Here is a 21,043-nt window from a genome sequence, read left to right on the forward strand (position 1 = left end):
GTCCCGCTGGCAACTAACGGATCATCCGAATGTCGCCTTTGGGTCGTTAGCAAGAATTAGAATGTCGCCAGAGACCTGACATTCATGGCAGGAACGCCGCCGCCGGTCACACGGGACAAGAACAGGCGCGGCTCCTTCGCGCCGCCTCCTCATCGCTGTTCGACAGGGAGGCCTCGCGCCAAAGATCAGAAGAACAGGGCGTCTGGCTTGCGTTCGGGCGCCGGGCGGCCTTCGGGTTGCTGGTTCGGCGGATCGCGATAGCCGGGCTGGGGCGAGGTCGGGCGCACGACCGGCTGTTTCGGCGACGGCTGCTGATATTGGGGCGCCGGTTGGTCGACATAGGGTTCGCCGAGGTTCGGATCGACGGGCTCGACCGGCGCGCCGCCTTCGCCCAGGCCGCTCATCAGATCACCGACCGGATCGGGCGCGGTCCAGCCTTCGGGCATGGGCGGGCCGTTGGGGATGCTGGGCGCGTTCAGGCGCGGCAGGGCCGCCTCCATGAAGCCGCGCCAAATGGCGGCGGGCGACGATCCGCCGGTGACGCCGCGCATGGCGGTGTTGTCGTCCTTGCCCACCCAGACGGCGGCGACGAAACCGCCAGTGTAGCCGACGAACCAGGCGTCCTTGTAGTCCGAGGTCGTGCCCGACTTGCCCGCCAGATCGCGGCCCGGAATGGCCACGCTGCGTCCGGTGCCGGACGTCACCACTCCGCGCAGGACCTGGTTCATGTAATAGAGCGGCGGGTTGTTGATCGCCTGACCGCTCTGGCCGCTGGCGCGCTGATAGATGACGCGGCCCTGCGGGGTGCGGATGCGGCTGATGCCATAGGCGTCCACGCGGCGCCCGCCGTTGGCGAAGGCGTCATAGGCAGTGGCCATCTCCAGCGGCGAGACCTCGACCGCGCCCAGAGCCATCGACGGCTCCAGCCCGATGCGACTCTGAATGCCCAGACGGCGCGCGGCGCGAGCCACGCTGTCGCGGCCGATCTTGTCGGCGATGGAGACGGCGACCGTATTGGTCGAGTTGGCCACGGCCTGGGCCACCGTCATGTTGCCGCTGTAGTTGCCGGAATAGTTCTTGGGCGACCAGTTGCCGATGGTGATCGGCTCATCCACCACCGGGGTCTGGGGCGTATAGCCCGCCTCCATGGCGGCCAGATAGACGAACGGCTTCCACGACGAACCTGCCTGACGGCGCGCATCGACGGCGCGGTTGAACTGGCTGTCGGCGTATGAGGCGCCGCCGATCATGGCGCGCACCCGTCCGTCGCCGTCCAGCGCGACCAGGGCCGCCTGCTGCACGCCCTTGGAGGCGTCGCGGTCCAGAATGCGGCGCACGGCGCGTTCGGCGTCGGTCTGCAGCGTCAGGTCCAGTGTGGTCTCGACCACCATGTCCTCGGTCGGTTCGCCGACCAGACCACGGATCGACTTGTCCAGCCAGTCGATGAAATACTGTGCGTGCTGGGTCGCCAGGGTGCGCGAGACGATGACCGGCTGGGTCACGGCCTGTTCGCGCTGGGCGGCGGTGATGACGCCCGCCTCTTCCATTTCATTGAGGACGACGGTGGCGCGGGCGGCGGCCCGCTCGCTCTCGGACACCGGCGAATAGCGCGAAGGCGCCTTCAGCAGGCCCGCCAGAAGCGCGGCCTCTCCAACCGTCAGATCCTTGGCCGACTTGTCGAAATAGCGTTGCGAGGCCGCCTCGATCCCATAGGCGCCCGCGCCGAAATAGACCCGGTTCAGATAGAGGGCCAGGATCTCCTTCTTGGAGAATTTCATCTCCAGCCAGACGGCCAGCATCAGCTCCTGCACCTTGCGGCGCATGTTCTGGTCGGGGGTCAGGAACAGGTTCTTGGCCAGCTGCTGCGTCAGGGTCGAACCGCCCTGCACCACCCGCCCGGCGCGCAGATTGCGCACCATGGCCCGGCTCATGCCGATGGGGTCGAAACCGGGGTGGTGATAGAAACGCCGGTCCTCGATGGCGATGAAGGCCGCCGGGACATAGTCGGGCAGGGCGTCCAGATCGGCAGGCGGCGCCATCTGGGTGCCCCGCGTCGCGATCAGGGCGCCGTTGCGGTCCAGATAGGTGATCGAAGGCTGGCGATCGACATTATACAGGCTGGAGGTGTCGGGCAGTCCGCGCGCAAAAACCGCGAAGAAGACCACCAGGAAGATCACCCCCCAGACGGCCAGAACCGCGCCCCAGTAGAACAGCCTCTGCAACGGCGTCCGCTTCGGCTTTGCGCCCCGATCGTCACCTGCAGCCCGTGGACCCGCCATGTATATCCTCAGATGCCGCGCTCAGGCGGGTTTCGTCTCGGGTTTATGTAGCTGGATTGACGGAGCGCCGAAACGGCCCTGTCGATCTCACGCAAACGTGAGCGGTCATTTCGCCGAAAGAAAGGCGTCCAGATCGCCATAAAACGTCTGCGGCTGGTCGAACATGATGAAGTGGGCGCTGTCGTCGATCCGCTTCAGCTGCACCCCCGGCAGGGTGGCGAATGATGCCTGATAGATGGCGTCGGTCAGTTCGGCCGTCAGGGGCGGGTTGAACTTGACGTACAGCACCTCGGTCGGGGCCGTGATCTTGGACAACTCCGGACGCAGGTCCGTGGTGATCAGTTCGCGGAAGGCGGCGGCGGACACCTTCTGGTCGCTGGTGCGCATGTCCTCCAGCGCCTCTTCGCGGCGCTCGGGATTGTTGACCATGCCGGTGATGGCCGTGGTCGCCTGGGCCACATAGGCGTCGCGCGGGCTGTTGGCCTGAGCGGCCCAGACCTGGTCCGCGACCGGGGTCACGGTTTCGACCGTGGCTCCCGGCGGGCCGAACATCGCGCCCATGAAGGGGATCATGTCCACGACCACCAGCTTGCTGACGCTGTCGGGATGGCGCGCGGCCAGCATCATGGCGATGGTTCCGCCCATCGAATGGCCGACGACGGCGGGCTTGTGCAGGCCCTGTTCACGGATGTAGCGGGCGATCTCCTCGGCGGCGGGCGCGCCGATCAGCGTGGGCGCTGCGCCGGTCTGGGCGTTGCCCCCCGCCGGTGCGCCGGCGAAGCCCTGGATATGGACGCGGTGAACGCGCCAGCCCGCGCCGTCCTGCGCGGTCAGATGATCCACCGTCCCCTGCCAGATGTCCGGTGATGAGCTGAGCCCAGGAATCAGGATGATGTCGCGTCCATCCAGGTCGCCGTCGACCCGGACCGTGATCCTGTCTGAAGAGAAGGCGGCGGGGCCATGGGCCGCATGGTTCACGTGTCCATCCTGGGCAAGCGCCGCACCGGGGGCCGCGAGCGGCGCCGTCACGGACAACAGGGCGGCGAGGGCGAGGGTGCGGAACATGGCGTGACTTCCCTGAAACCGCTCAAGCGGCCTTATCGCCCTCGTCATAGCTGTTCACCGGCCCATCGGGGAAGACGTCGCGCGCACGCGAACCCGGCGGCGCGGGGTCTATGGCTGTCGCCCTCACGCTGTTAAACAACCCCCATGACCGCCGACGCCTCAAACGCCGCCAACCCGACCGCCCCGCAAGCCGAGGCCGCACCGTCAAAGGCGGGCGCCTCGCCGTTCGGCAAGGGGTTCGTCACCGACACCTGGTATTTCGTCGCCCTGGGCCGCGACGTCGCCCCGGCCAGTCTGAAACGCTACGAGATCATGGGCGAGCCGGTCCTGATCGGCCGCACCCGCGCGGGCCAGGTCTATGCCATGCGCGACATCTGTCCCCACCGCGCCGCCCCCCTGTCGGCGGGCAGGCTGGTGGAGAAGCCGGGCGAGGGCGAGACAGTCGAATGCCCCTATCACGGCTGGCGTTTCCGCACCGACGGGGTCTGCGCGGCCATTCCTTCGCTGGTCGAGGATCAGGCGTTCGAGACCGACCGCATCCGCGTGCGCTCCTATCCGGTGCGCGAAAGCCAGGGCCTGGTCTTCGTCTGGATGGCGTCGGACGCGCGCAATCCATCAGAACCGGACCACGCGCCGCCGGTCTTCCCCGGCGTGGTGGGCGGCGAGGCCAAGCTGGTCGAGGCCATGGATTTCGACAGCCATATCGACCATGCCGTCGTCGGCCTGATGGACCCCGCCCACGGCCCCTATGTCCACCAGCAATGGTGGTGGCGGTCCGAACATTCGATGCACGAAAAGTCCAAGGCCTTTGCGCCGACCGACTATGGCTGGGCCATGGTGCGTCACGCGCCATCGTCGAACAGCCGCCTTTACAAGATCCTGGGCGGCGCGCCCGCGACCGAGATCACCTTCCGCCTGCCGGGCTTCCGCTGGGAGCATATCCAGGTCGGTGAAAAACAGGTGCTGGCCCTGACCTGCCTGACCCCGGTGACCGACACAAAGACCCGCATCACCCAGATCTTCTGGTCCGACCACTGGGTGTTCCGACTGGCCAAGCCCTTCCTGCGGATGGGGGTGGTCGCCTTCCTGAAACAGGACGGCGGCATGGTGAACCTGCAGAACGAGGGTCTGCGCTACGATCCGGCGCTGATCTGGATCGACGACGCCGACAAACAGGCCAAATGGTACCAGCAGCTGAAACGCGAATGGGCCAGAAGCCGGGCCGAGGGCCGGGCCTTCGTCAATCCGATCAAGCCGACGACCCTGCGCTGGAAGAGCTGAAATGAAAAAGGCCTCCCGTGCGGGAGGCCTTTTATCTTTGGTCGCTAGAGCATCTTACTTGGCCAGGGCCCCGGCCAAGATCACATCAATCTGCTTGCCGATGTGTTCCGACAGAGCCTGCGCATCCCAGTTGTCGTAGGCCGCGCGGCGATAGTTCGACAGGTAGGAATCCCAGATCAGCTCGACCAGCAGACGAACATCCGCGTCCTGGCGAAGCTCACCCTTGGTCACCGCGTCCTGAACGATGGCGCCGATGGCCAGTTGCAGCTTCTTGGTCGCGGCGCGGGCGCGCATTTCAGCGGCCAGGGGCTGGAACCACGAGCGGGCGACGATGGCTTGGAACAGCGGAAGTTGGTCCAACGACGAATGGTAACCGGCGCTGAGGGCCTCGACCAGACGGTTGCGGACTGGGTCGCCGGCCGTGGAGCCCGCCTCGACCACTTCGGCCAGACGCGTCATGTCTTCGGTCAGAACGGCTTCGAACAGTTCGGCCTTGTCCTGGAAGTTGGCGAAGACGGCCCCGGTGGACATGCCTGCGCCCTTGGCGATGTCGCGGATGGTCGCCGGCTCATAACCGCGCTCTGCAAAAAGCGAACGGGCGGCGTCCAGCACCTTTTGACGGGTGCGGATCTTCGCGGCCTGACGCCGATTCAGGCGAGGCTCAACGAGGGCGTGTGCGATGGAATCGGTCATAAATTCAGGCTTTTACTCTACGTTTAGCCACAAAAGACGCCACCCAAAGATGACCCTGGATTGGGCGTCCGCAACCCAGGGCAAGGCAAACAAATGCTGCTTGTCCGCTACGGGACGAATACAGAAGCATCGCTTCCATCACGGAACCATGACAAAATTGGGTCCAGACAAGCTTAGCTGTTTGCAAATCTATTCTAATCTTGCCCGCGTCCTATTCTGGGACACCCTGAAGGCCCTCATCGGGCGGTCACGTCTTTGATCAGACACCGCCGCCTGGAATACCTGCCTGAACTGATCACGGCGTTCGTGGATCGACGCAAGCACAAGTCCCATCGGCACCCTCAGATCGACCAGAGTGTTTTCAGCCAATTGCAAACTGGCCTCTGTGGTTTCCGGCACGGCGTCGGTGACGCCTAGCGCATAGAGCCGGGCTGCATGCTGGTCGTCGCGGGCGCGGGCGATCAGGATCAGGTCGTCGCGCAGTTGACGCGCCGTGCGCACCACCTCGTCCACCTTGCCGGGCGCATCCATGGTCACGACCAGGGCGCGGGTGGTCTGGACACCGCAACGCACCAACATCTCTGCGCGGCCTGCGTCGCCGTAAAAGACGTCATAGCCGTCACGACGTCCGGCGGCGACGATGCCCGGGTCCGCATCCACGGCGATGAAGGCCTGGTCGTGCACCTTCAACATCTCGCCGATCAGCCGCCCGACCCGCCCGAAGCCGACAATGACGACCGCGCCGTCCGCCTGCTGCGGCAACTCCCTCTCGTCAGGCATGGCCGCCGCTTCCAGACGAGGGCGGCGCGTCAGGCGCTGGCCCAGCATCGCCAGGAAGGGGATCGAGAAGATGCTGAGGGTGGCGGACAGGGCGACCGTCGAGGTCAGAGCCGAGGGGGCGACGCCCTCCACCAATCCCGTGGCGAAGACGACGAAGGCGAACTCGCCCGCAGGGGCCAGCACCAGGGCCGTCTCCAGCGCCGGGCGGGCGGCCAGACCCCACAGTCGCGCCAGGGTGAAGATCACGCCCGTCTTCACCACCGTGATGGCCGCCGCCAGACCGATGACGCCCCATGGATTGGCGGCGACGGCGTCCAGATCAAGCCCCAGGCCGACCCCGACGAAGAAGACGCCCAGCAACAGGCCCTTGAACGGCTCGATGGAGATTTCGACCTCGCGCCGGAACTCGGTCTCGGCCAGCAACACGCCTGCGACCAGGGCGCCGATGCTCATGGACAGACCGCTGGCCTGGGCCGCCAGACCGGCGCCGACCACGACCAGCAGACTGGCGGCGACGAACAGTTCGCCGCCCTGATCGACCTTGCGCGCCTTGGCCACCGATCGGAACATGGGCCGCAGCACGACCCGTCCCAGCAGTATCAACAGGCCCAGACCGATGGCGGCGGGCGCCAGGGTGAACAGGGCCCGCCCCAGCACAGCCGGATCCAGGTCCAGTCCTCCGCCCTGCTGGGCCAGCGCCGCCAGAACCGTGACCGTGATCAGGATCGGCGCAACCGACAGATCCTGCGCCAACAGGATGGCGAAGGTCGAACGGCCCACCGTCCCCTTCAACCGCCCGCGCTCGGCCAGAACCGGCATGACCACCGCCGTCGACGACAGGGCCAGCCCCATGCCCAGCACCGCCGCCCCAGCCAGCGACTGACCCATCAGCATGAAGCCGCCCGCCAGCACCACCGAACAGGCCAGCACCTGCATCATGCCCAGGCCGAACACCAGACGGCGCATGGCGCGCAGCCGCTCCCACGACAGCTCAAGCCCGATCATGAACAGAAGAAAGGCGACGCCCAGTTCCGAAAGCTGCGCCAACTGCCCCGGCTCGCGGATCGTGATCCAGGACAGCCAGGGCAACGCACCCGAAAACCGCGCCAGACCATCCGGCCCCAGCACCACGCCCGCCGCAAGAAACCCCAGCACCGGACTGATCTTCAGCCGGTTGACCAGAGGCACGATCACCCCGGCCGCAGCCAGGAAAACCACCAGATCCTTGTAGTCCGCGCCGTGTCCGTGCATCCGCCCTCCGCTTCAGACGCATCTGACCCTGAACCCACCCCTGTGGCGAGTCGTCGCAGGCCTTTCATGAATTTTTTTTAAGGCGACACCCCCCTATGCCGGTCTAGGGTCCGCGCCGACCCGTCCATTTCGGGGACGGCATCAAGGATCCAATGATGAAACGTCTGCTTATCGGGGCCGCTGTCGGCGCCCTTCTGCTGCCCGCCAGCGCGGCTTTCGCCCAGGACATCGGTCACGACCACGCCTGCATCGACGACGCCTGCGAGATGGTTTCGATCTTCTCGGGCGAAGAAACCGCCGCAGGATGGCAGGGAACCGTCGCCCCCAAATACGGAACCTGGGGCTTCGATCTGGCCGGTCGCGACCCCTCGGTGAACCCCGGCGACGACTTCTTCCGCTACGCCAATGGCGCGGCGATCGACAAACTGGTCATTCCGTCGGACCGCACCAGCTATGGCTCCTTCGCCCTGCTGCGCGAACTGTCGGACAACCGCATGAAGGAACTGGTGACGGGCCTGGCCGCGCGCACCGACCTGACCGCCGGGACGGACGAGAAGAAGATCGCCGACGCCTATCGCTCATACATCGATCAGGCCCGCGTCGATCAGTTGGACGCCCAGCCGCTGCAGCCCTATCTGGCCGCCATCCGCGCCGCGGATACGCACGAGAAGATGGCCGTCCACATGGGCCAGACCATCGGCCGGTTCGGCGGCTCCTTCTTCGGCACCGGCATCACCATCGATTCCAAGCAGCCGACCCGCTACGTCGTGTCGACCGGCCAGTCGGGCCTGGGCCTGCCGAACCGCGACTATTATCTGGACGCCCGTTTCGCCGACAAGAAAGAGCTCTACCAGGCCTATGTGGCGCGCATCCTGGGCATGATCGGCTGGGACAACCCGACCGAGACGGCCGCCCAGATCGTGGCGCTGGAAAGCAAGATCGCCGAGGCGCACTGGAGCCCCGCCGAGAACCGCAACCGCGACAAGACCTATAACGAATACACCATCGCCAGCCTGACGCAGGACGCGCCCGGCTTCGCCTGGCAGCCCTATTTCGACGCGGCCCAACTGGGCGGCGCGCCGCGTCTGATCGTGCGTCAGAACACGGCCCTGCCCAAGATCGCCGCCATCTACGCCGAGACCCCGGTGGCCCTGCTGCAGGCGTGGGAAGCCTTCCACACCGCCGACGACATGGCCCCCTATCTGTCCAAGCGCTTCTCGGACGCCGCATGGGAGTTCAACTCACGCGACCTGTCGGGCCAGCCCGAGCAGCGCACGCGTGAAAAACGCGCCATCTCGTTCGCCGAAGGGGCGTTGGGCGAGGCTGCGGGTCGTCTCTATGTCGCCCAGTATTTCCCGGCCGAATCCAAGGCCAAGATGGAAGAACTGGTCGCCAATCTGCGCACCGCCCTGTCGCACCGGATCGATAATCTGAGCTGGATGGGCACGGAGACCAAGGCGGCGGCGCAGGAGAAGCTGCGCAAATTCACGGTCAAGATCGGCTATCCGGACAAGTGGCGCGACTATTCCGCCCTGGACATCCGCGCCAATGATCTGGTCGGCAACGTCGAGCGTCAGGGCCGCTTCCAGTGGAACTATCAGCTGGCGCGCCTGAACCAGCCGGTCGACAAGGCCGAGTGGGGCATGACGCCTCAGACGGTCAACGCCTACTACAACTCGGCCAACAACGAGATCGTCTTCCCGGCGGCCATCCTGCAGCCGCCCTTCTTCGATCCGAACGGCGACCCGGCCGTCAACTACGGCGGCATCGGCGGCGTGATCGGTCACGAGATCGGCCACGGCTTCGACGATCAGGGCTCCAAGTCCGACGGCGACGGCGTTCTGCGCAACTGGTGGACGCCCGAGGACAAGGCCAATTTCGAGGCCCTGACCGCGCGTCTGGGCGCGCAATACGCCAGCTACGAGCCGATCGCCGGCTATCACATCAACCCCGGCCTCACGATGGGCGAGAACATCGGCGACGCCTCCGGCGTGGCGGTGGGGCTTGAGGCCTATCACCTGTCGCTGGGCGGTCGTCCGGCGCCGGTTCTGGACGGCACGACCGGCGACCAGCGCTTCTTCTACGGCTGGGCCCAGGTCTGGCAGTCGAAGTACCGTGACGAGGCGCTGAAGCAGCAGGTCGCCACCGACCCGCACTCAGCCGCCCAGTTCCGGGTCATCGGCCCGCTGCGCAACGTCGACGCCTGGTACGACGCCTTCGAGGTCAAGCCGGGGACCAAATACTATCTGACCCCGGATGAGCGCGTCCGCCTCTGGTAGGACGAAGCTTCGTCGATAAGGAAAAAGGCCGGGGTTCGCCCCGGCCTTTTTTCATGGAGAATTCCTGCAGAATCCGAGGCCCCGACCTTCAGACGTCTGGACAATTTCTCGATATTTTTCATCGGTTACGCCAGCATTCCGGGCATAGAAAAGCCCGCTGCGGGGGATACATCGCAGCGGGCTATCTTGCTCTTTAAAGAGCGGACGTTTCCTCCCCGAAACGCCTTCGAGTGCTGCGCGCTTGAGCAACGCTTGCCCTCGAGTGAGTTCATTTGGCCCAAGCCCCCCGTGGCCGTCAACGACCAGTTCACCCTCAATCGAACTTTCTTCGACTTATCAGTGATAACCTATCTTGGGACAGATTTATTATCGAAACTTATTCGATAATGGCCTTGATGGCCGCGACCAGGCCTGCGCGAGGGATTTTCATCTGGCCGGGGCGCTCGGCCTTCCAGGCGTCGTTGTCAGTGATCCCGGCGGCGGCGGCGCGACCGGCGTCCAGGTCCTTGATGGTCACCTCGCCCGCCGCGATCTCGTCTCCGCCCAGGATGACGACAGCGGGCGCGCCGCGGCGGTCGGCGTACTTCATCTGGGCCTTCATGCCCGCGCGGCCGAGGTACAGCTCTGCGGCCACACCCGCTGCGCGCAGTTCGGCGACGGCGGTCAGGTAGTGGCCCATGTCGTCCTCGGAGAAGACGATGACCACGACGGGGCCGCGCACCGCGTCCTCTGCGCCTCGACCCGCCGCGCGCAGGGCCGAGGCCAGACGCGAGACGCCGAAGGAGAAGCCGGTCGCCGGCACGCTCTGGCCGGTGAAGCGGGCGACCAGATCGTCATAGCGGCCGCCGCCGCCGATGGAGCCGAAGCGGACCGGACGGCCCTTGTCGTCCACCGTGTCCAGCAGCAGTTCGGCCTCGAACACGGCGCCGGTGTAATATTCCAGACCGCGCACGATGGTCGGATCGAACTTCACGGCGTCCTGGGCGACCTGCATGGCGTTCAGCGCCCGGTCGATGGCGGCCAGTTCGTTCAGCGCCGCCTCGCCCGCCGCGCCCAGGTCGCCGGAACGGGCGACGGCGTCCAGCGTCTCGGCCCGCGTCAGGCCGGGGGTGTTGGCCGAGGCCAGGAAGGCCTCGATGGCCGCCGTCACCTTGGCGGGCAGTTGCGCGCCCTTGGTGTAGTCGCCGGAATCGTCCAGACGACCTTCGCCCAGAAGCTGGACCACGCCGTCCCAGCCCAGACGGTCGAACTTGTCGATGGCGCGAAGGGCGGTCAGGCGCTGGCCCGCCTCGGTCACGCCGCCGGCGTCGAACAGGCCGTCGAACAGCTTGCGGTTCGAGACGCGGATCTGGGCCTGGCCCGCATCCAGCCCGGCGCCGCGCAGACCCTCGCAGGCCATGGCGATGATCTCGGCGTCCGCCTCAGGCCGGTCCGAGCCGACGGTGTCGGCGTCGCACTGCCAGAACTCGCGGAAGCGGCCAGGGCCGGGCTTTTCGTTGCGCCAGACCGGACCATAAGCGTAGCGGCGGAAGGGCTTGGGCAGGGTCTCCCAGGTCTGGGCCGCGAACCGGGCCAGGGGCGCGGTGTGGTCGTATCGCAGCGCCATCCAGTCGCCCGGTTCGTCCGAGCCCGCGTCGTCCTGCAGGGCGAAGACGCCTTCGTTGGGGCGGTCGGCGTCAGGCAGGAACTTGCCCAATGCGTCGGCGTATTCAAAGGCCGGGGTCTCCAGCGGCTCGAAGCCCCAGCGCTCATAGACCTCGGACACGCGCGCCACGATGCGGCGTTCGGCGGTCAGGTCGCGCCCGCGCTTGTCGGCGAAACCGCGCGGATTGCGGGCGAGCGGGCGGATGGGGGCTTCATCAGTCATGCCGCGCGATTAAGCCAAGGGCCACGCCGCCGCAACTCAAGCCGCCGATCAGCCCCTTAATTCTCCGGACCGAGGCTTTGCGCCAAAACGCAGCCTGAAGATCCGCTGCGACATCTTGCTCCGTGCGAATTCGCCCAATCGGTTCAAAACCCCCTTGAGAATCGTTACTGTATAACATACCCAGCACCCCTCTTTCGGAAATGGGGGTGCGACGATGCGTACAAAGACCATGCTTCTCTCGGCTGCGGCGACGCTGGCCATCACGACGACGGCCCATGCCGCCCCCCTGCCTCAGTCGGCGCCCCCATCTGGTTCAGCCGTGGCCAAGGTCGATGACGTGATCGTCACCGCCGACCCGCTGAACCGTTCCGGCGATCAGGTCGTGTCCAGCGTGGCGGTGCTGAGCGGCGACAATCTGGTCCATCGGCGCGAGGCGACGCTGGGCGACACCCTGAACGGCCTGCCGGGCGTCAGTTCGGACACCTTCGGCGGGGGCGCCAGCCGTCCGGTCATCCGGGGCCAGACCGCGCCGCGCGTGAAGGTGCTGAGCAGCGGGTCGGCCCTGCTGGACGCTTCCGAAGTGTCGCCCGACCATGCGGTCGGCGGCGAGACCCTGCTGCTTCAGGGGGTCGAGATTCTGCGCGGCCCCAGCGCGCTGCTGTACGGCGGGGGCGCCATCGGCGGGGCGGTCAATCTGATCGACCGCAAGATCCCGACCGCCATCCCGCCCCGAGGCGGAGAGGGGGCCGCCGAACTCCGGATCGGCTCGGCGGACAATGAAGAGGCGGCGGTGGCCGGCCTGACCGCAGGCGGAAACGGCTTCGCCGTCCGCATCGAGGCGGCGCGGCGTAAGACCGACGACTACAGGGTTCCCGACTGGAGCGAAAAGCGTCTGGACGGATCGGCCAACGACAGCCGCACCGCCACCCTGGGCGCATCCTGGATCGGGTCGCGCGGCTATCTGGGCGTCGCCTACACCCAGCAGAACAGCACCTACGGCCTGCCGGGCCATAGCCATGAATACGAATCCTGCCACCCGCACGGCACGCACCTGCATTGCGGCGGACACGGCCATGACCACGACGAGGACGGTCACGACCACGATCATGACCATGAGCACGGCCATGGCCATGCCCCGACCGTCGATCTGGTCAGCCGCCGCACCGACGTGCGCGGCGAACTGCGTGATCCGTTCGCGGGGGTCGAGCGCATCCGTTTCCGCGGCGGCTATACCGACTACGCCCATGACGAACGGGACGACGGCCAGATCACCACCACCTTCACCAATCGCGGCTATGACGCCCGCGTCGAGGTGCAGCACGCCCCCATCGGCCGCCTGCGCGGCGTGATCGGCGGACAGGTCGCCCGCAGCGACTTCGCCGCCGAGGGTCTGGAATCCTTCATCCGCCCCAGCCGCACCGAGACCAGCGCCCTGTTCGTGCTGGAGACCTTCGACGCCGGAGCCTGGACCTTTGAAGGGGCGGTGCGTCAGGAATGGCAGAAGACCGGCGCGCGCGGCGATATCGCCGTCGCTTCGCGCCCCGACCGCGACTTCCAGCCCTTCTCGGCCTCGATCGGCGCCAACTGGCGGTTCGCCCCGGACTATGTCCTGTCGCTCTCGGCCGCCCGCTCGCAGCGCGCGCCCAATATCCAGGAGCTCTATGCGCGCGGCGTCCACCTGGCGACCAACACCTATGAGCTGGGGTCGGTGGACCTGAAGACCGAAAGCGTCGTCTCGCTGGAGGCCGGGATCAAGAAGACGCAAGGCCGGACCACCTTCGGCGTCAGCGCCTATCGCTATGCCTATGACGGCTATATCTACGCCGACACTCTGGACCGGTTCGAAGACTTCCGCCTGATCCGCTACACCCAGCATGACGCCACCTTCACCGGGGTCGAGGCCGAGGCCACCCATCGCTTCCGGCCCAATCTGTCGGCGACGGTGTTCGGCGACTATGTCCGCGCCGAGCTGGACGACGGCGGCGACCTGCCTCGCATTCCCGCCGGTCGTCTGGGCGCCCGCACCGATCTGATCCAGGGACCGTGGTCCGGTTCGGTCGAATATGTGCGGGTGTTCGAACAGGATCGCGTCGCCAGCTATGAGACGACGACGCCGGGCTACAACATGATCAACGCCACCGCGGCCTACGACTTCGACCTGGGACCGACTGAGGCGCAGATCTATGTGCGCGGGACCAATCTGCTGAATGAACTGGCGTTCAACCACGCCTCCTTCATCAGCGATCTGGTGCCGCTGCGGGGCCGCAACCTCGTGCTGGGCCTACGCGCCCGGTTCTGATCCCGACACCCTGAACGCAACGTCCGAACGGGCGGAGACGGGCGATCCGTCTCCGCCGTTTGCGCATCAGAAACCGGCGTGCTGCGACATATTGCCAAGCCGAATGAGAACGTTCACAAGATCGTTCTTCATTGGGGATGATCCGCGTTCCATGACCGCACCTGCCGCGCCCGCCGCAAAGACCCATTACGCCGTTCTGGACGGTCTGCGCGGGGTCGCCGCCCTGATCGTGGTGGCGTTCCACGTGCTCGAGGCGCACGCTGGCGGCGATGCGCACCGGCAGATCATCAACCACGGCTACCTGGCGGTGGACTTCTTCTTCCTGCTGTCGGGTTTCGTCATCGCCTATGCCTATGACGACCGCTGGGGCCAGATGTCGGTGGCGAACTTCCTGAAGCGGCGCCTGATCCGGCTTCAGCCCATGCTGATCCTGGGCAGCCTGTTGGGCGCGGCCCTGTTCGTGTTCCAGGACTATTCGATCTTTCCCAAGTTCCAGTCGGCCACCGCCTGGCAGGTGATCGCGGTGCTGATCCTCAGCGCCCTGATGATCCCCCAACCCAAGTCGATGGACGTGCGCGGCTGGGGCGAGATCTATTCGCTGAACGGCCCCGCCTGGTCGCTGTTCTATGAATATGTCGCCAACCTGCTGTACGCCCTGGGCCTTAGGAAACTGTCGAACCGGGCGCTGGGCGTGGTCGTGGCGCTGACGGGTCTGGCCCTGATCCATCTGGCGGTGTTCGGCGGACGGGGCGACCTGATCGGCGGCTGGGCGCTGGATGCCGAGGGCGTGCGCATCGGCCTGACGCGCGTGCTGTTCCCCTTCTGCGCCGGGGTTCTGCTGTTCCGGGTGGGACGGCGCATCCGCATCAATCACGCCTTTGCGGTCGCCAGCCTGCTGCTGATCGTCGGCCTGTCCCTGCCGCGTTTCGGCGGGGCGGAGCATCTGTGGGTCAACGGCCTGTACGAGGCCCTGTGCGTGATCCTGTTGTTCCCGCTGATCGTGGCCATCGGGGCGGGCGACAAGCAGGTCGATGGCGTGTCGGTCCGCGTCGCGCGTTTCTTCGGCGACCTGTCCTATCCGATCTACATCACCCACTATCCGCTGATCTATATCTACACCGGCTGGGTCGTGGACGCGAAGCCGCCGCTGGCGCTGGGCGCGCTGGTCGGCGTGGGGGTCTTCGTCGGATCGGTGCTGATCGCCTGGACCAGCCTGAAGCTGTTCGACGCGCCGGTGCGGCGCTGGCTGGCCCAGCGTTTCCTGGGCCGCCCCGCCCCGGCCAAGACCTGAAGGCCGGTCAGGCCTCCAGCGTCTCCACCGTCAGATTGCCGTTGGTATAGACGCAGATCTCGGCGGCGATTTTCATGGCCTTGCGGGCGATGGCCTCGGCGTCCAGTTCGGTGTCATCGCTCAGGGCGCGGGCGGCGGCCAGGGCGTAGTTGCCGCCGGACCCCACGGCGGCGACGCCGTATTCTGGCTCAAGCACGTCGCCGACGCCGGTGACGGTGAAGATCGACGACTTGTCCGCCACCAGCAGCATGGCCTCCAGACGACGCAGATAGCGATCGGTGCGCCAGTCCTTGGCCAGATCGACGCAGGCCCGCGCCAGTTGATCCGGATACTGCTCCAGCTTGGCCTCCAGCCGCTCGATCAGGGTCAGGGCGTCAGCCGTGGCCCCAGCGAAGCCCGCCAGAACCTTGCCGCCCGCCAGGGTCCGCACCTTGCGCGCCGAACCCTTGACGATGGTCGGCCCCATCGAGACCTGGCCGTCGCCGGCGATGACGGTGCGGCCGTTCTTGCGCACCGCCAGGATGGTGGTGCCGTGCCAGTCGGGGAAGTTGGAAGCGTGCGATTGGGTCATGTCCGCCAGATGGCCCGCCCAAGCCCGCGCATCAAGTCCGGCGCTGAACGTCGCGGCCCCTGAGCCCCAGACCCGCCGCAAACTCGCATAACACCATCTCACTTTCACCCCATTTTTGGAGAAAAAGAGCAAACATCATCGCTGATAACGATCACAGAGGGCGTTAAACTGCTGTTCCGCGTTGTTTTTGTAAGCGAACTTGTCGCTGGCGCCGGACAGTCTATGCGCTCGGTGGCCGAAATTCTGGGCGTGTGTCAGCGCAACAACCAGCGCGACGAGATCACCAGCGCCCTGATCTTTCATGACGGCGAGGCCGCCCAGATGATCGAGGGCAAGCGCGTGGACGTGGACCGGCTTCTGGCCCGCGTGGCCCGCGATCCCCGACACAGGAACCTGCGGGTTCTGCAGGATCGCCCCGTGCTGAAACGCCAGACCGCCAACCCCGTCCGCCTCAGCGCCCTCAGCCCAGATCAGGCCCAGACCCTGCTGCAGGGACGCCGCCTTAGCCACCTGTCGGCTGACGGCCTGCAACGCCTGCTGATGTGCGACCATCTGACCCTGGCGGCCTGAGTCCAACGGCCTGAGCCCAATGGTCTGAGCGCGTCCTGTCACCGCCCGGTCGTATTCCGTTAATGATACATCTCTAGGGCAGGATCGTCCGCCAGTTGGCGCTCAAGCGTACGAGTACCCATGAGTCTGTTTCGCCTTGTTTTCGCCAGCGACGCCGTCGGCGCCGCGGCTGAAGGGCTTTTGCCGCTGATCGACATCATCGGCGTGTCGAACGCGAACAACCGACGCGACCACGTCACCAGCGCCCTGCTGCGTCGCCACGGTCGGTTCTTCCAGGTCATGGAGGGCGCGCGGGTCGATCTGGACCGCACGCTGAACCGCATCCGCGCCGACCGCCGTCACACCGATATCCGCATCCTGGCCGATCGCCCCGTCGATGCGCGCCTGTTTCCCGACAGCCCCATGTCGCGGATCGACGCCACGCCTGCGCTGGATCGCCTGATCTGCGCCGGACTGACGGCGCAGAAGACCGGACTGATGCTTGAGCAGCTGATGGCCGAGGCGCATCGGACCGCAAGCCCGATCGCCTGACCCTGCCCGCCAAGTCGGGGCCTCGCTTCCCAGGCCGGGCGTCGCTAGATGAAGGGCATGGTTTTCTCTGAAGACGAAGTCGAACGCTACGCCCGCCATCTGGTCCTGTCCGAGATCGGGGGGCCGGGGCAGCAGGCGCTGAAGAAGGCGCGGGTGCTGATCGTCGGCGCGGGCGGGGTCGGCGCGCCTGCGGCCCTGTATCTGGCGGCGGCGGGGGTCGGAACCCTGGGCCTGATCGACGACGACACGGTCGGCCTGTCGAACCTGCAGCGGCAGATCATCTTTTCGACCGGCGAAACGGGCCGGCCCAAGGTCGAGGCCGGGGCGGCGCGCCTGACGGCCCTGAACCCCCATGTCGCCATCGAAACCTTCGCTGAGCGCCTGACCGCCGACAACGCCGCCGCGCGGATCGGCGCCTTCGACATCGTGCTGGACGGGACCGACGACTTCGAGACGCGCCATCTGGTCAATGCGGCCTGCGTGGCGGCGGGCAAGCCCCTGGTCTCCGGCGCGCTTGGCCGCTGGAGCGGACAGGTCGCGGTCTTCATCGGTCGGCCCTGCTACCAGTGCCTTGTGCCGGATGTTCCGCCGGACGCCGAGACCTGTTCGCGCGTCGGCGTGGTCGGGGCGCTGGCGGGGGTGATCGGGTCGATGGCGGCGCTGGAGACGATCAAGCTGATCACCGGCGCGGGCCAGCCCCTGACCGGGCGGCTGATGCTGTATGACGGCCTCAGCGCCGCCGCGCGCACGGTGAAGATCGCCGCCGAGCCCGCCTGTCCCGTCTGCGGCGCCTAGGCATGGCCCGCCGTCCCGTCGCCGCCAAACGCCTGAACGCCGCCAATCTGGCCGGACTGGGCGCAGAGCGGATCGCCGAACTGCTGATGGAGGCGTCGGACAGCGACCCCATACTGAAACGCCGGCTGCGGCTGGTCATGGCCGCCGAGGCCGGACCCGAGGTGCTGGGGCTGGAGCTGGACAAGCGGCTGACGACCATCGCGACCAGCCGGGCGCGGGTGTCGTGGCGCAAACGCCCCGACCTGCTGCGCGATCTCGACATCCTGCGGCGCGGGATCTTGGATGATCTGGCGCCCGCCGCCCCGTCAGCAGGTCTGGAGCGGATGATCGGCTGGCTTGATCTGTTTCGCGGTCTGGCCGCGCGGGTCAAGGACCAGAAGGGCGAGGTCGCCGCCGCCTTCGAGGACGCCGCTCCCGACCTGTGGCGGATCGCGGCCAAGGCCGTGCGGACGGACGACAGTACGCTGGAGCATCTGGCCCAGGCCGTCGCCCGCCAGCCGCTGGAATACGCCCGCTGGATCGCATTGGCGGACGACGCCCTGACGCCGGATCTGGCCCGCGGCCTGATCGACCATCTGGACGCCAAGACCGACGCGCGCGGGATGCGGACGGTCATGCGGCGGCTGGCCGACCGCGCGGGCGACCTGGACCTGTGGCTGTCTCTGGTCAGCCGGGATGAACGAGGCGCGCCTGATTTCGCCGCCGCCGTCGCCCAGCGGCTGGTCGCGGCGGGCCGGATCGTCGAGGCGCGCGAGGCGCTGGAGGCGGCGCTGACGCCTGCGGCTTCGAACCGACTATGGACGTTCGGACGCTCGCCCAACGCAGGCCCGCCGCGCCTGACCCCGGCGTGGGAGGCCGCCTCAATCGCCGTTCTGGACGCCGAAGGGCGTAAGGACGAGGCCCAGACCCTGCGTTGGGAGCTGTTCCAGCACGAGCTGTCGGCGCCGGTCCTCAAGGACTATCTGGCGCGCCTGCCGGACTTCGACGACGTGGAGGCGCTGGACCGCGCCCTGGCGCTTGCCGCCGCCCACGCCGATTTCGAAAAAGGGCTGGGCTTCCTGATGGACTGGCCCGCCCATCGCGAGGCGGCGGCCATGGTCGAGCACAGGCGGCGCGAGATCCACAAGTCCCTGCCGCAAAGAGCCGACTGGGCCGCGCGGCTGGCGCAGCGTTTCCCGACGTCGGCTGAACTGCTGAGCGCCGGTTAGAACATCGCCGGTATGACCCGGTCGGGCGGGCGGTGGCCGTTCTGGTAGGTCATGACATTGGCGATGACCCGGTCGCCCATGTCCTGACGCGCCTCCAGGGTCGCAGACCCCAGGTGCGGCAGCAGCACCACATTGGGCTGGCCCAGCAGGCCGGGGTGGATGTCCGGCTCATTCTCGAACACGTCCAGACCGACGCCTGAGACGGCGCGCATGGCGACCGCCTGGGCCAGGGCCGCCTCGTCGATCAGCTCGCCGCGCGCGGTGTTGACCAGAATGGCGTGGGGCTGAAGCTTGGCCAGTCGCTGGGCCGACAACAGGTGGCGCGTGTCCTTGGTCGCGGGGCAGTTCAGCGAGATGATGTCCATGCGCGACAGCATCTGATCCAGGTCGTCCCAGTAGGTCGCGCCCAGCTCCTCCTCGATCAGGGCCGAGACAGGCTTGCGGTTGTGATAATGGACCTGAAGTCCGAAGGCCTTGGCGCGACGGGCCAGGGCCTGGCCGATCCGGCCCATGCCGACGATGCCCAGCCGCTTGCCCCACAGTTTGCGCCCGCACATCCAGGTCGGGGTCCAGCCCTCGAACCGGCCGTCAGCGATCACCTGCGCGCCCTCGACCAGACGGCGGCTGACAGCCAGAATCAGGCTCATGGCCATGTCGGCGGTGTCTTCGGTCAGGACGCCCGGCGTATTGGTGACGATGATGCCGCGCGCCACGGCGGCGTCCACGTCGATATTGTCCACGCCCGCGCCGAAGTTGGCGATCATCTTCAACTGCTCGCCCGCGCCATTGATCAGGTCGGCGTCGATTTTATCGGTGATGGTGGGCACCAGAACCTGAGCGCGCTGGACGGCGGCCTCCAGCGCCGCGCGGTTCATCGGCTGGTCCTTCAGGTTCAGCTCGGCGTCGAAAAGTTCGCGCATCCGCGTCTCGACCGCGTCCGGCAGGCGTCTGGTTAATACGACCTTAAGCTTGGAGGCGGACATTGCAGGCCTTGGTTTGCGGGCGGCGATTTAATGGATCGAGGCCCGCGCGACGGGTCGTTCCATACAGTGTCTAGCAAAGCCGCCGCCATCTTCCAAAGCTTCTGGCGCCGCATCGTCGTCGCCGGGGCTGTCATCGCCCTGTTCGGGGGTCTGGGCGTCCTGACCAGCGCCGGTCAGTCCATGCCCGACGGCCGCCCCACGCCGACGGGGCTGGAGGTGCCGCGCTGGATTTCGCTGAAATCCTCACACGTCCGCGCGCGCCAGGGGCCGGGGCTGGACTATCCCATCCTGTGGGAATACCGCGCCGCCGGTCTGCCGGTTCAGGTCATCGCCGAAACGGCGGAATGGCGCAAGATCTGCGACCCGGACGGCGCCGTGGCCTGGATCCACCGCACTGTCTCGTCGGGCCGTCGTTCGGTGTTCAACACGACGGAAGAAGAGGTGCCGATCCGCTCGGGCCGCTCCGACACCGCCTCGGTGCGCGCACGCCTGTCGCCCCGCGCTCTGGTGTCGCTGGACGAGTGCGAGGACGGCTGGTGCCGGGTGAGGGCGCGACGGCTGGAGGGCTGGGTGGCGCAGCGCTCGGTGTTCGGAACCCAGGAACGCGCCCTGTGCAACGCCAACCGTCCGGCTGGAACCGGACGCGGCTGACCCCCGCCCTTAAGCCCCCCTGTTGAGCCAAACCGCGCGGTCGTGTAACCCGCGCTTTGATATTCTACGAAACGGAAGCGCCTTGACCCAGTCCCAATACCCCTCGTCCTTTGATCATGAGGCCCTGCTGGCCTCTGGCCGCGGCGAGCTGTTCGGTCCAGGCAACGCCCAGCTGCCCGCCCCGCCGATGCTGATGTTCGACCGGATCGTCACGATCAACTCGGACGGCGGCGACCACGGCAAGGGCTATGTCGAGGCGGAACTCGACATCAATCCAGAGCTCTGGTTCTTCCAGTGCCACTTCATCGGCGACCCCGTGATGCCCGGCTGCCTGGGCCTGGACGCCATGTGGCAGCTGGTCGGCTTCTACCTGGGCTGGATCGGCGGACCGGGCCGCGGCCGCGCGCTGGGCGTCGGCGAGGTCAAGTTCACCGGCCAGGTGACGCCTGACGTCAAGAAGGTGGTCTACAAAATCCACCTGAAGCGGGTGATCAACCGCAAGCTGGTCATGGGCATCGCCGACGGCGTGTTGGAGGCCGATGGTCAGGTCATCTACACCTGCAACGACATGCGGGTCGGACTCTTTGGCGCCGCCAAAGACGAGCCGACGGCCGCCTAAGCGCCTATATACCGTCAGCAAGGCGGAAGA

17 protein-coding genes are annotated in these 21,043 nt (G+C 66.9%); 10 read left to right on the forward strand and 7 right to left on the reverse strand.

Features of this window, described 5'->3' with window-relative positions; all coding sequences use genetic code 11:
* Positions 1–185: 185 nt before the first annotated feature.
* A complete protein-coding gene (locus JKF87_RS05925) occupies positions 186–2,279 on the reverse strand; it encodes a PBP1A family penicillin-binding protein (protein ID WP_201098290.1) in 2,094 nt (697 codons plus the stop codon).
* A 105-nt stretch (positions 2,280–2,384) separates the two neighbouring features.
* Positions 2,385–3,344: an alpha/beta hydrolase gene (locus JKF87_RS05930; protein WP_201098293.1), complete on the reverse strand. Its 960-nt coding sequence runs from the start codon at positions 3,342–3,344 to the stop codon at positions 2,385–2,387.
* Positions 3,345–3,488: 144 nt separating this feature from the next.
* On the opposite strand from JKF87_RS05930, the gene JKF87_RS05935 reads away from it, so the two are divergent.
* Positions 3,489–4,625, forward strand: coding sequence for an aromatic ring-hydroxylating oxygenase subunit alpha (locus JKF87_RS05935; RefSeq protein WP_201098295.1), 1,137 nt, complete (start codon positions 3,489–3,491; stop codon positions 4,623–4,625).
* A gap of 54 nt (positions 4,626–4,679) precedes the next feature.
* Here the strand turns inward: JKF87_RS05935 and JKF87_RS05940 are convergent, their stop codons facing one another.
* Together JKF87_RS05940 and JKF87_RS05945 are read right to left on the reverse strand one after the other, a co-directional pair.
* Positions 4,680–5,318: a TetR/AcrR family transcriptional regulator gene (locus JKF87_RS05940; protein WP_201098297.1), complete on the reverse strand. Its 639-nt coding sequence runs from the start codon at positions 5,316–5,318 to the stop codon at positions 4,680–4,682.
* Positions 5,319–5,507: 189 nt separating this feature from the next.
* Complete coding sequence (locus JKF87_RS05945; protein ID WP_201098299.1) at positions 5,508–7,349, reverse strand: cation:proton antiporter domain-containing protein; 1,842 nt, start codon at positions 7,347–7,349, stop codon at positions 5,508–5,510.
* 155 nt (positions 7,350–7,504) lie between these two features.
* On the opposite strand from JKF87_RS05945, the gene JKF87_RS05950 reads away from it, so the two are divergent.
* Positions 7,505–9,628: a M13 family metallopeptidase gene (locus JKF87_RS05950; protein WP_201098301.1), complete on the forward strand. Its 2,124-nt coding sequence runs from the start codon at positions 7,505–7,507 to the stop codon at positions 9,626–9,628.
* Between the two features lie 376 nt (positions 9,629–10,004).
* On the opposite strand, the gene hisS is transcribed toward JKF87_RS05950, so the two are convergent.
* The gene (gene hisS, locus JKF87_RS05955) at positions 10,005–11,495 is read right to left on the reverse strand and encodes a histidine--tRNA ligase (protein ID WP_201098303.1); all 1,491 of its coding nucleotides are present in this window, start codon (positions 11,493–11,495) and stop codon (positions 10,005–10,007) included.
* Positions 11,496–11,709: 214 nt separating this feature from the next.
* Here hisS and JKF87_RS05960 point away from each other — a divergent pair, with 214 nt between their 5' ends.
* Positions 11,710–13,794: a TonB-dependent receptor domain-containing protein gene (locus tag JKF87_RS05960; protein WP_201098305.1), complete on the forward strand. Its 2,085-nt coding sequence runs from the start codon at positions 11,710–11,712 to the stop codon at positions 13,792–13,794.
* Between the two features lie 151 nt (positions 13,795–13,945).
* Positions 13,946–15,085: an acyltransferase family protein gene (locus JKF87_RS05965; protein ID WP_201098307.1), complete on the forward strand. Its 1,140-nt coding sequence runs from the start codon at positions 13,946–13,948 to the stop codon at positions 15,083–15,085.
* A 7-nt stretch (positions 15,086–15,092) separates the two neighbouring features.
* Here JKF87_RS05965 and hslV read toward each other — a convergent pair whose 3' ends face one another.
* Positions 15,093–15,656, reverse strand: coding sequence for an ATP-dependent protease subunit HslV (gene hslV, locus JKF87_RS05970; RefSeq protein ID WP_201098309.1), 564 nt, complete (start codon positions 15,654–15,656; stop codon positions 15,093–15,095).
* A 171-nt stretch (positions 15,657–15,827) separates the two neighbouring features.
* Between hslV and JKF87_RS05975 the strand changes: the two genes are divergently transcribed.
* From JKF87_RS05975 to JKF87_RS05990, 4 genes are all read left to right on the forward strand, one after another.
* Positions 15,828–16,226, forward strand: coding sequence for a BLUF domain-containing protein (locus JKF87_RS05975; protein WP_275945236.1), 399 nt, complete (start codon positions 15,828–15,830; stop codon positions 16,224–16,226).
* A gap of 120 nt (positions 16,227–16,346) precedes the next feature.
* Entirely contained in the window at positions 16,347–16,757 is a 411-nt protein-coding gene (locus tag JKF87_RS05980; RefSeq protein ID WP_201098311.1) for a BLUF domain-containing protein, read from the forward strand.
* A 57-nt stretch (positions 16,758–16,814) separates the two neighbouring features.
* Entirely contained in the window at positions 16,815–17,552 is a 738-nt protein-coding gene (locus JKF87_RS05985; protein WP_201098313.1) for a HesA/MoeB/ThiF family protein, read from the forward strand.
* A 2-nt stretch (positions 17,553–17,554) separates the two neighbouring features.
* On the forward strand, positions 17,555–18,760 hold the full coding sequence (locus tag JKF87_RS05990) for a DUF6880 family protein (protein ID WP_236261167.1): 1,206 nt from the start codon (positions 17,555–17,557) through the stop codon (positions 18,758–18,760).
* Here the strand turns inward: JKF87_RS05990 and JKF87_RS05995 are convergent.
* Positions 18,757–19,743, reverse strand: coding sequence for a 2-hydroxyacid dehydrogenase (locus tag JKF87_RS05995; protein WP_201098316.1), 987 nt, complete (start codon positions 19,741–19,743; stop codon positions 18,757–18,759). The two genes, JKF87_RS05990 and JKF87_RS05995, sit on opposite strands and share 4 nt — an antisense overlap.
* Before the next feature lie 66 nt (positions 19,744–19,809).
* Between JKF87_RS05995 and JKF87_RS06000 the strand changes: the two genes are divergently transcribed.
* Together JKF87_RS06000 and fabA are read left to right on the forward strand one after the other, a co-directional pair.
* Positions 19,810–20,394, forward strand: a complete 585-nt coding sequence (locus JKF87_RS06000; RefSeq protein WP_307417594.1) for an SH3 domain-containing protein — start codon at positions 19,810–19,812, stop codon at positions 20,392–20,394.
* Between the two features lie 82 nt (positions 20,395–20,476).
* Positions 20,477–21,013, forward strand: a complete 537-nt coding sequence (gene fabA, locus JKF87_RS06005) for a 3-hydroxyacyl-[acyl-carrier-protein] dehydratase FabA (RefSeq protein WP_201098320.1) — start codon at positions 20,477–20,479, stop codon at positions 21,011–21,013.
* Positions 21,014–21,043 lie beyond the last annotated feature (30 nt).

The organism is Brevundimonas nasdae, from assembly GCF_016654005.1.
In the GTDB taxonomy this organism is placed as follows: Bacteria; Pseudomonadota; Alphaproteobacteria; order Caulobacterales; family Caulobacteraceae; genus Brevundimonas; species Brevundimonas nasdae.

Bases quoted from the DNA above. Each gene is read 5' to 3' on its own strand.
- JKF87_RS05950 (WP_201098301.1), top strand. From the start codon at position 7,505: ATGAAACGTCTGCTTATCGGGGCCGCTGTCGGCGCCCTTCTGCTGCCC.
- JKF87_RS05925 (WP_201098290.1), bottom strand. From the start codon at position 2,279: ATGGCGGGTCCACGGGCTGCAGGTGACGATCGGGGCGCAAAGCCGAAG.
- JKF87_RS05995 (WP_201098316.1), bottom strand. From the start codon at position 19,743: ATGTCCGCCTCCAAGCTTAAGGTCGTATTAACCAGACGCCTGCCGGAC.
- JKF87_RS05985 (WP_201098313.1), top strand. From the start codon at position 16,815: ATGGTTTTCTCTGAAGACGAAGTCGAACGCTACGCCCGCCATCTGGTC.
- hisS (WP_201098303.1), bottom strand. From the start codon at position 11,495: ATGACTGATGAAGCCCCCATCCGCCCGCTCGCCCGCAATCCGCGCGGT.
- JKF87_RS05945 (WP_201098299.1), bottom strand. From the start codon at position 7,349: ATGCACGGACACGGCGCGGACTACAAGGATCTGGTGGTTTTCCTGGCT.
- JKF87_RS05980 (WP_201098311.1), top strand. From the start codon at position 16,347: ATGAGTCTGTTTCGCCTTGTTTTCGCCAGCGACGCCGTCGGCGCCGCG.
- JKF87_RS05940 (WP_201098297.1), bottom strand. From the start codon at position 5,318: ATGACCGATTCCATCGCACACGCCCTCGTTGAGCCTCGCCTGAATCGG.
- JKF87_RS05930 (WP_201098293.1), bottom strand. From the start codon at position 3,344: ATGTTCCGCACCCTCGCCCTCGCCGCCCTGTTGTCCGTGACGGCGCCG.
- JKF87_RS05965 (WP_201098307.1), top strand. From the start codon at position 13,946: ATGACCGCACCTGCCGCGCCCGCCGCAAAGACCCATTACGCCGTTCTG.
- hslV (WP_201098309.1), bottom strand. From the start codon at position 15,656: ATGACCCAATCGCACGCTTCCAACTTCCCCGACTGGCACGGCACCACC.
- JKF87_RS05990 (WP_236261167.1), top strand. From the start codon at position 17,555: ATGGCCCGCCGTCCCGTCGCCGCCAAACGCCTGAACGCCGCCAATCTG.
- JKF87_RS05935 (WP_201098295.1), top strand. From the start codon at position 3,489: ATGACCGCCGACGCCTCAAACGCCGCCAACCCGACCGCCCCGCAAGCC.
- JKF87_RS05960 (WP_201098305.1), top strand. From the start codon at position 11,710: ATGCGTACAAAGACCATGCTTCTCTCGGCTGCGGCGACGCTGGCCATC.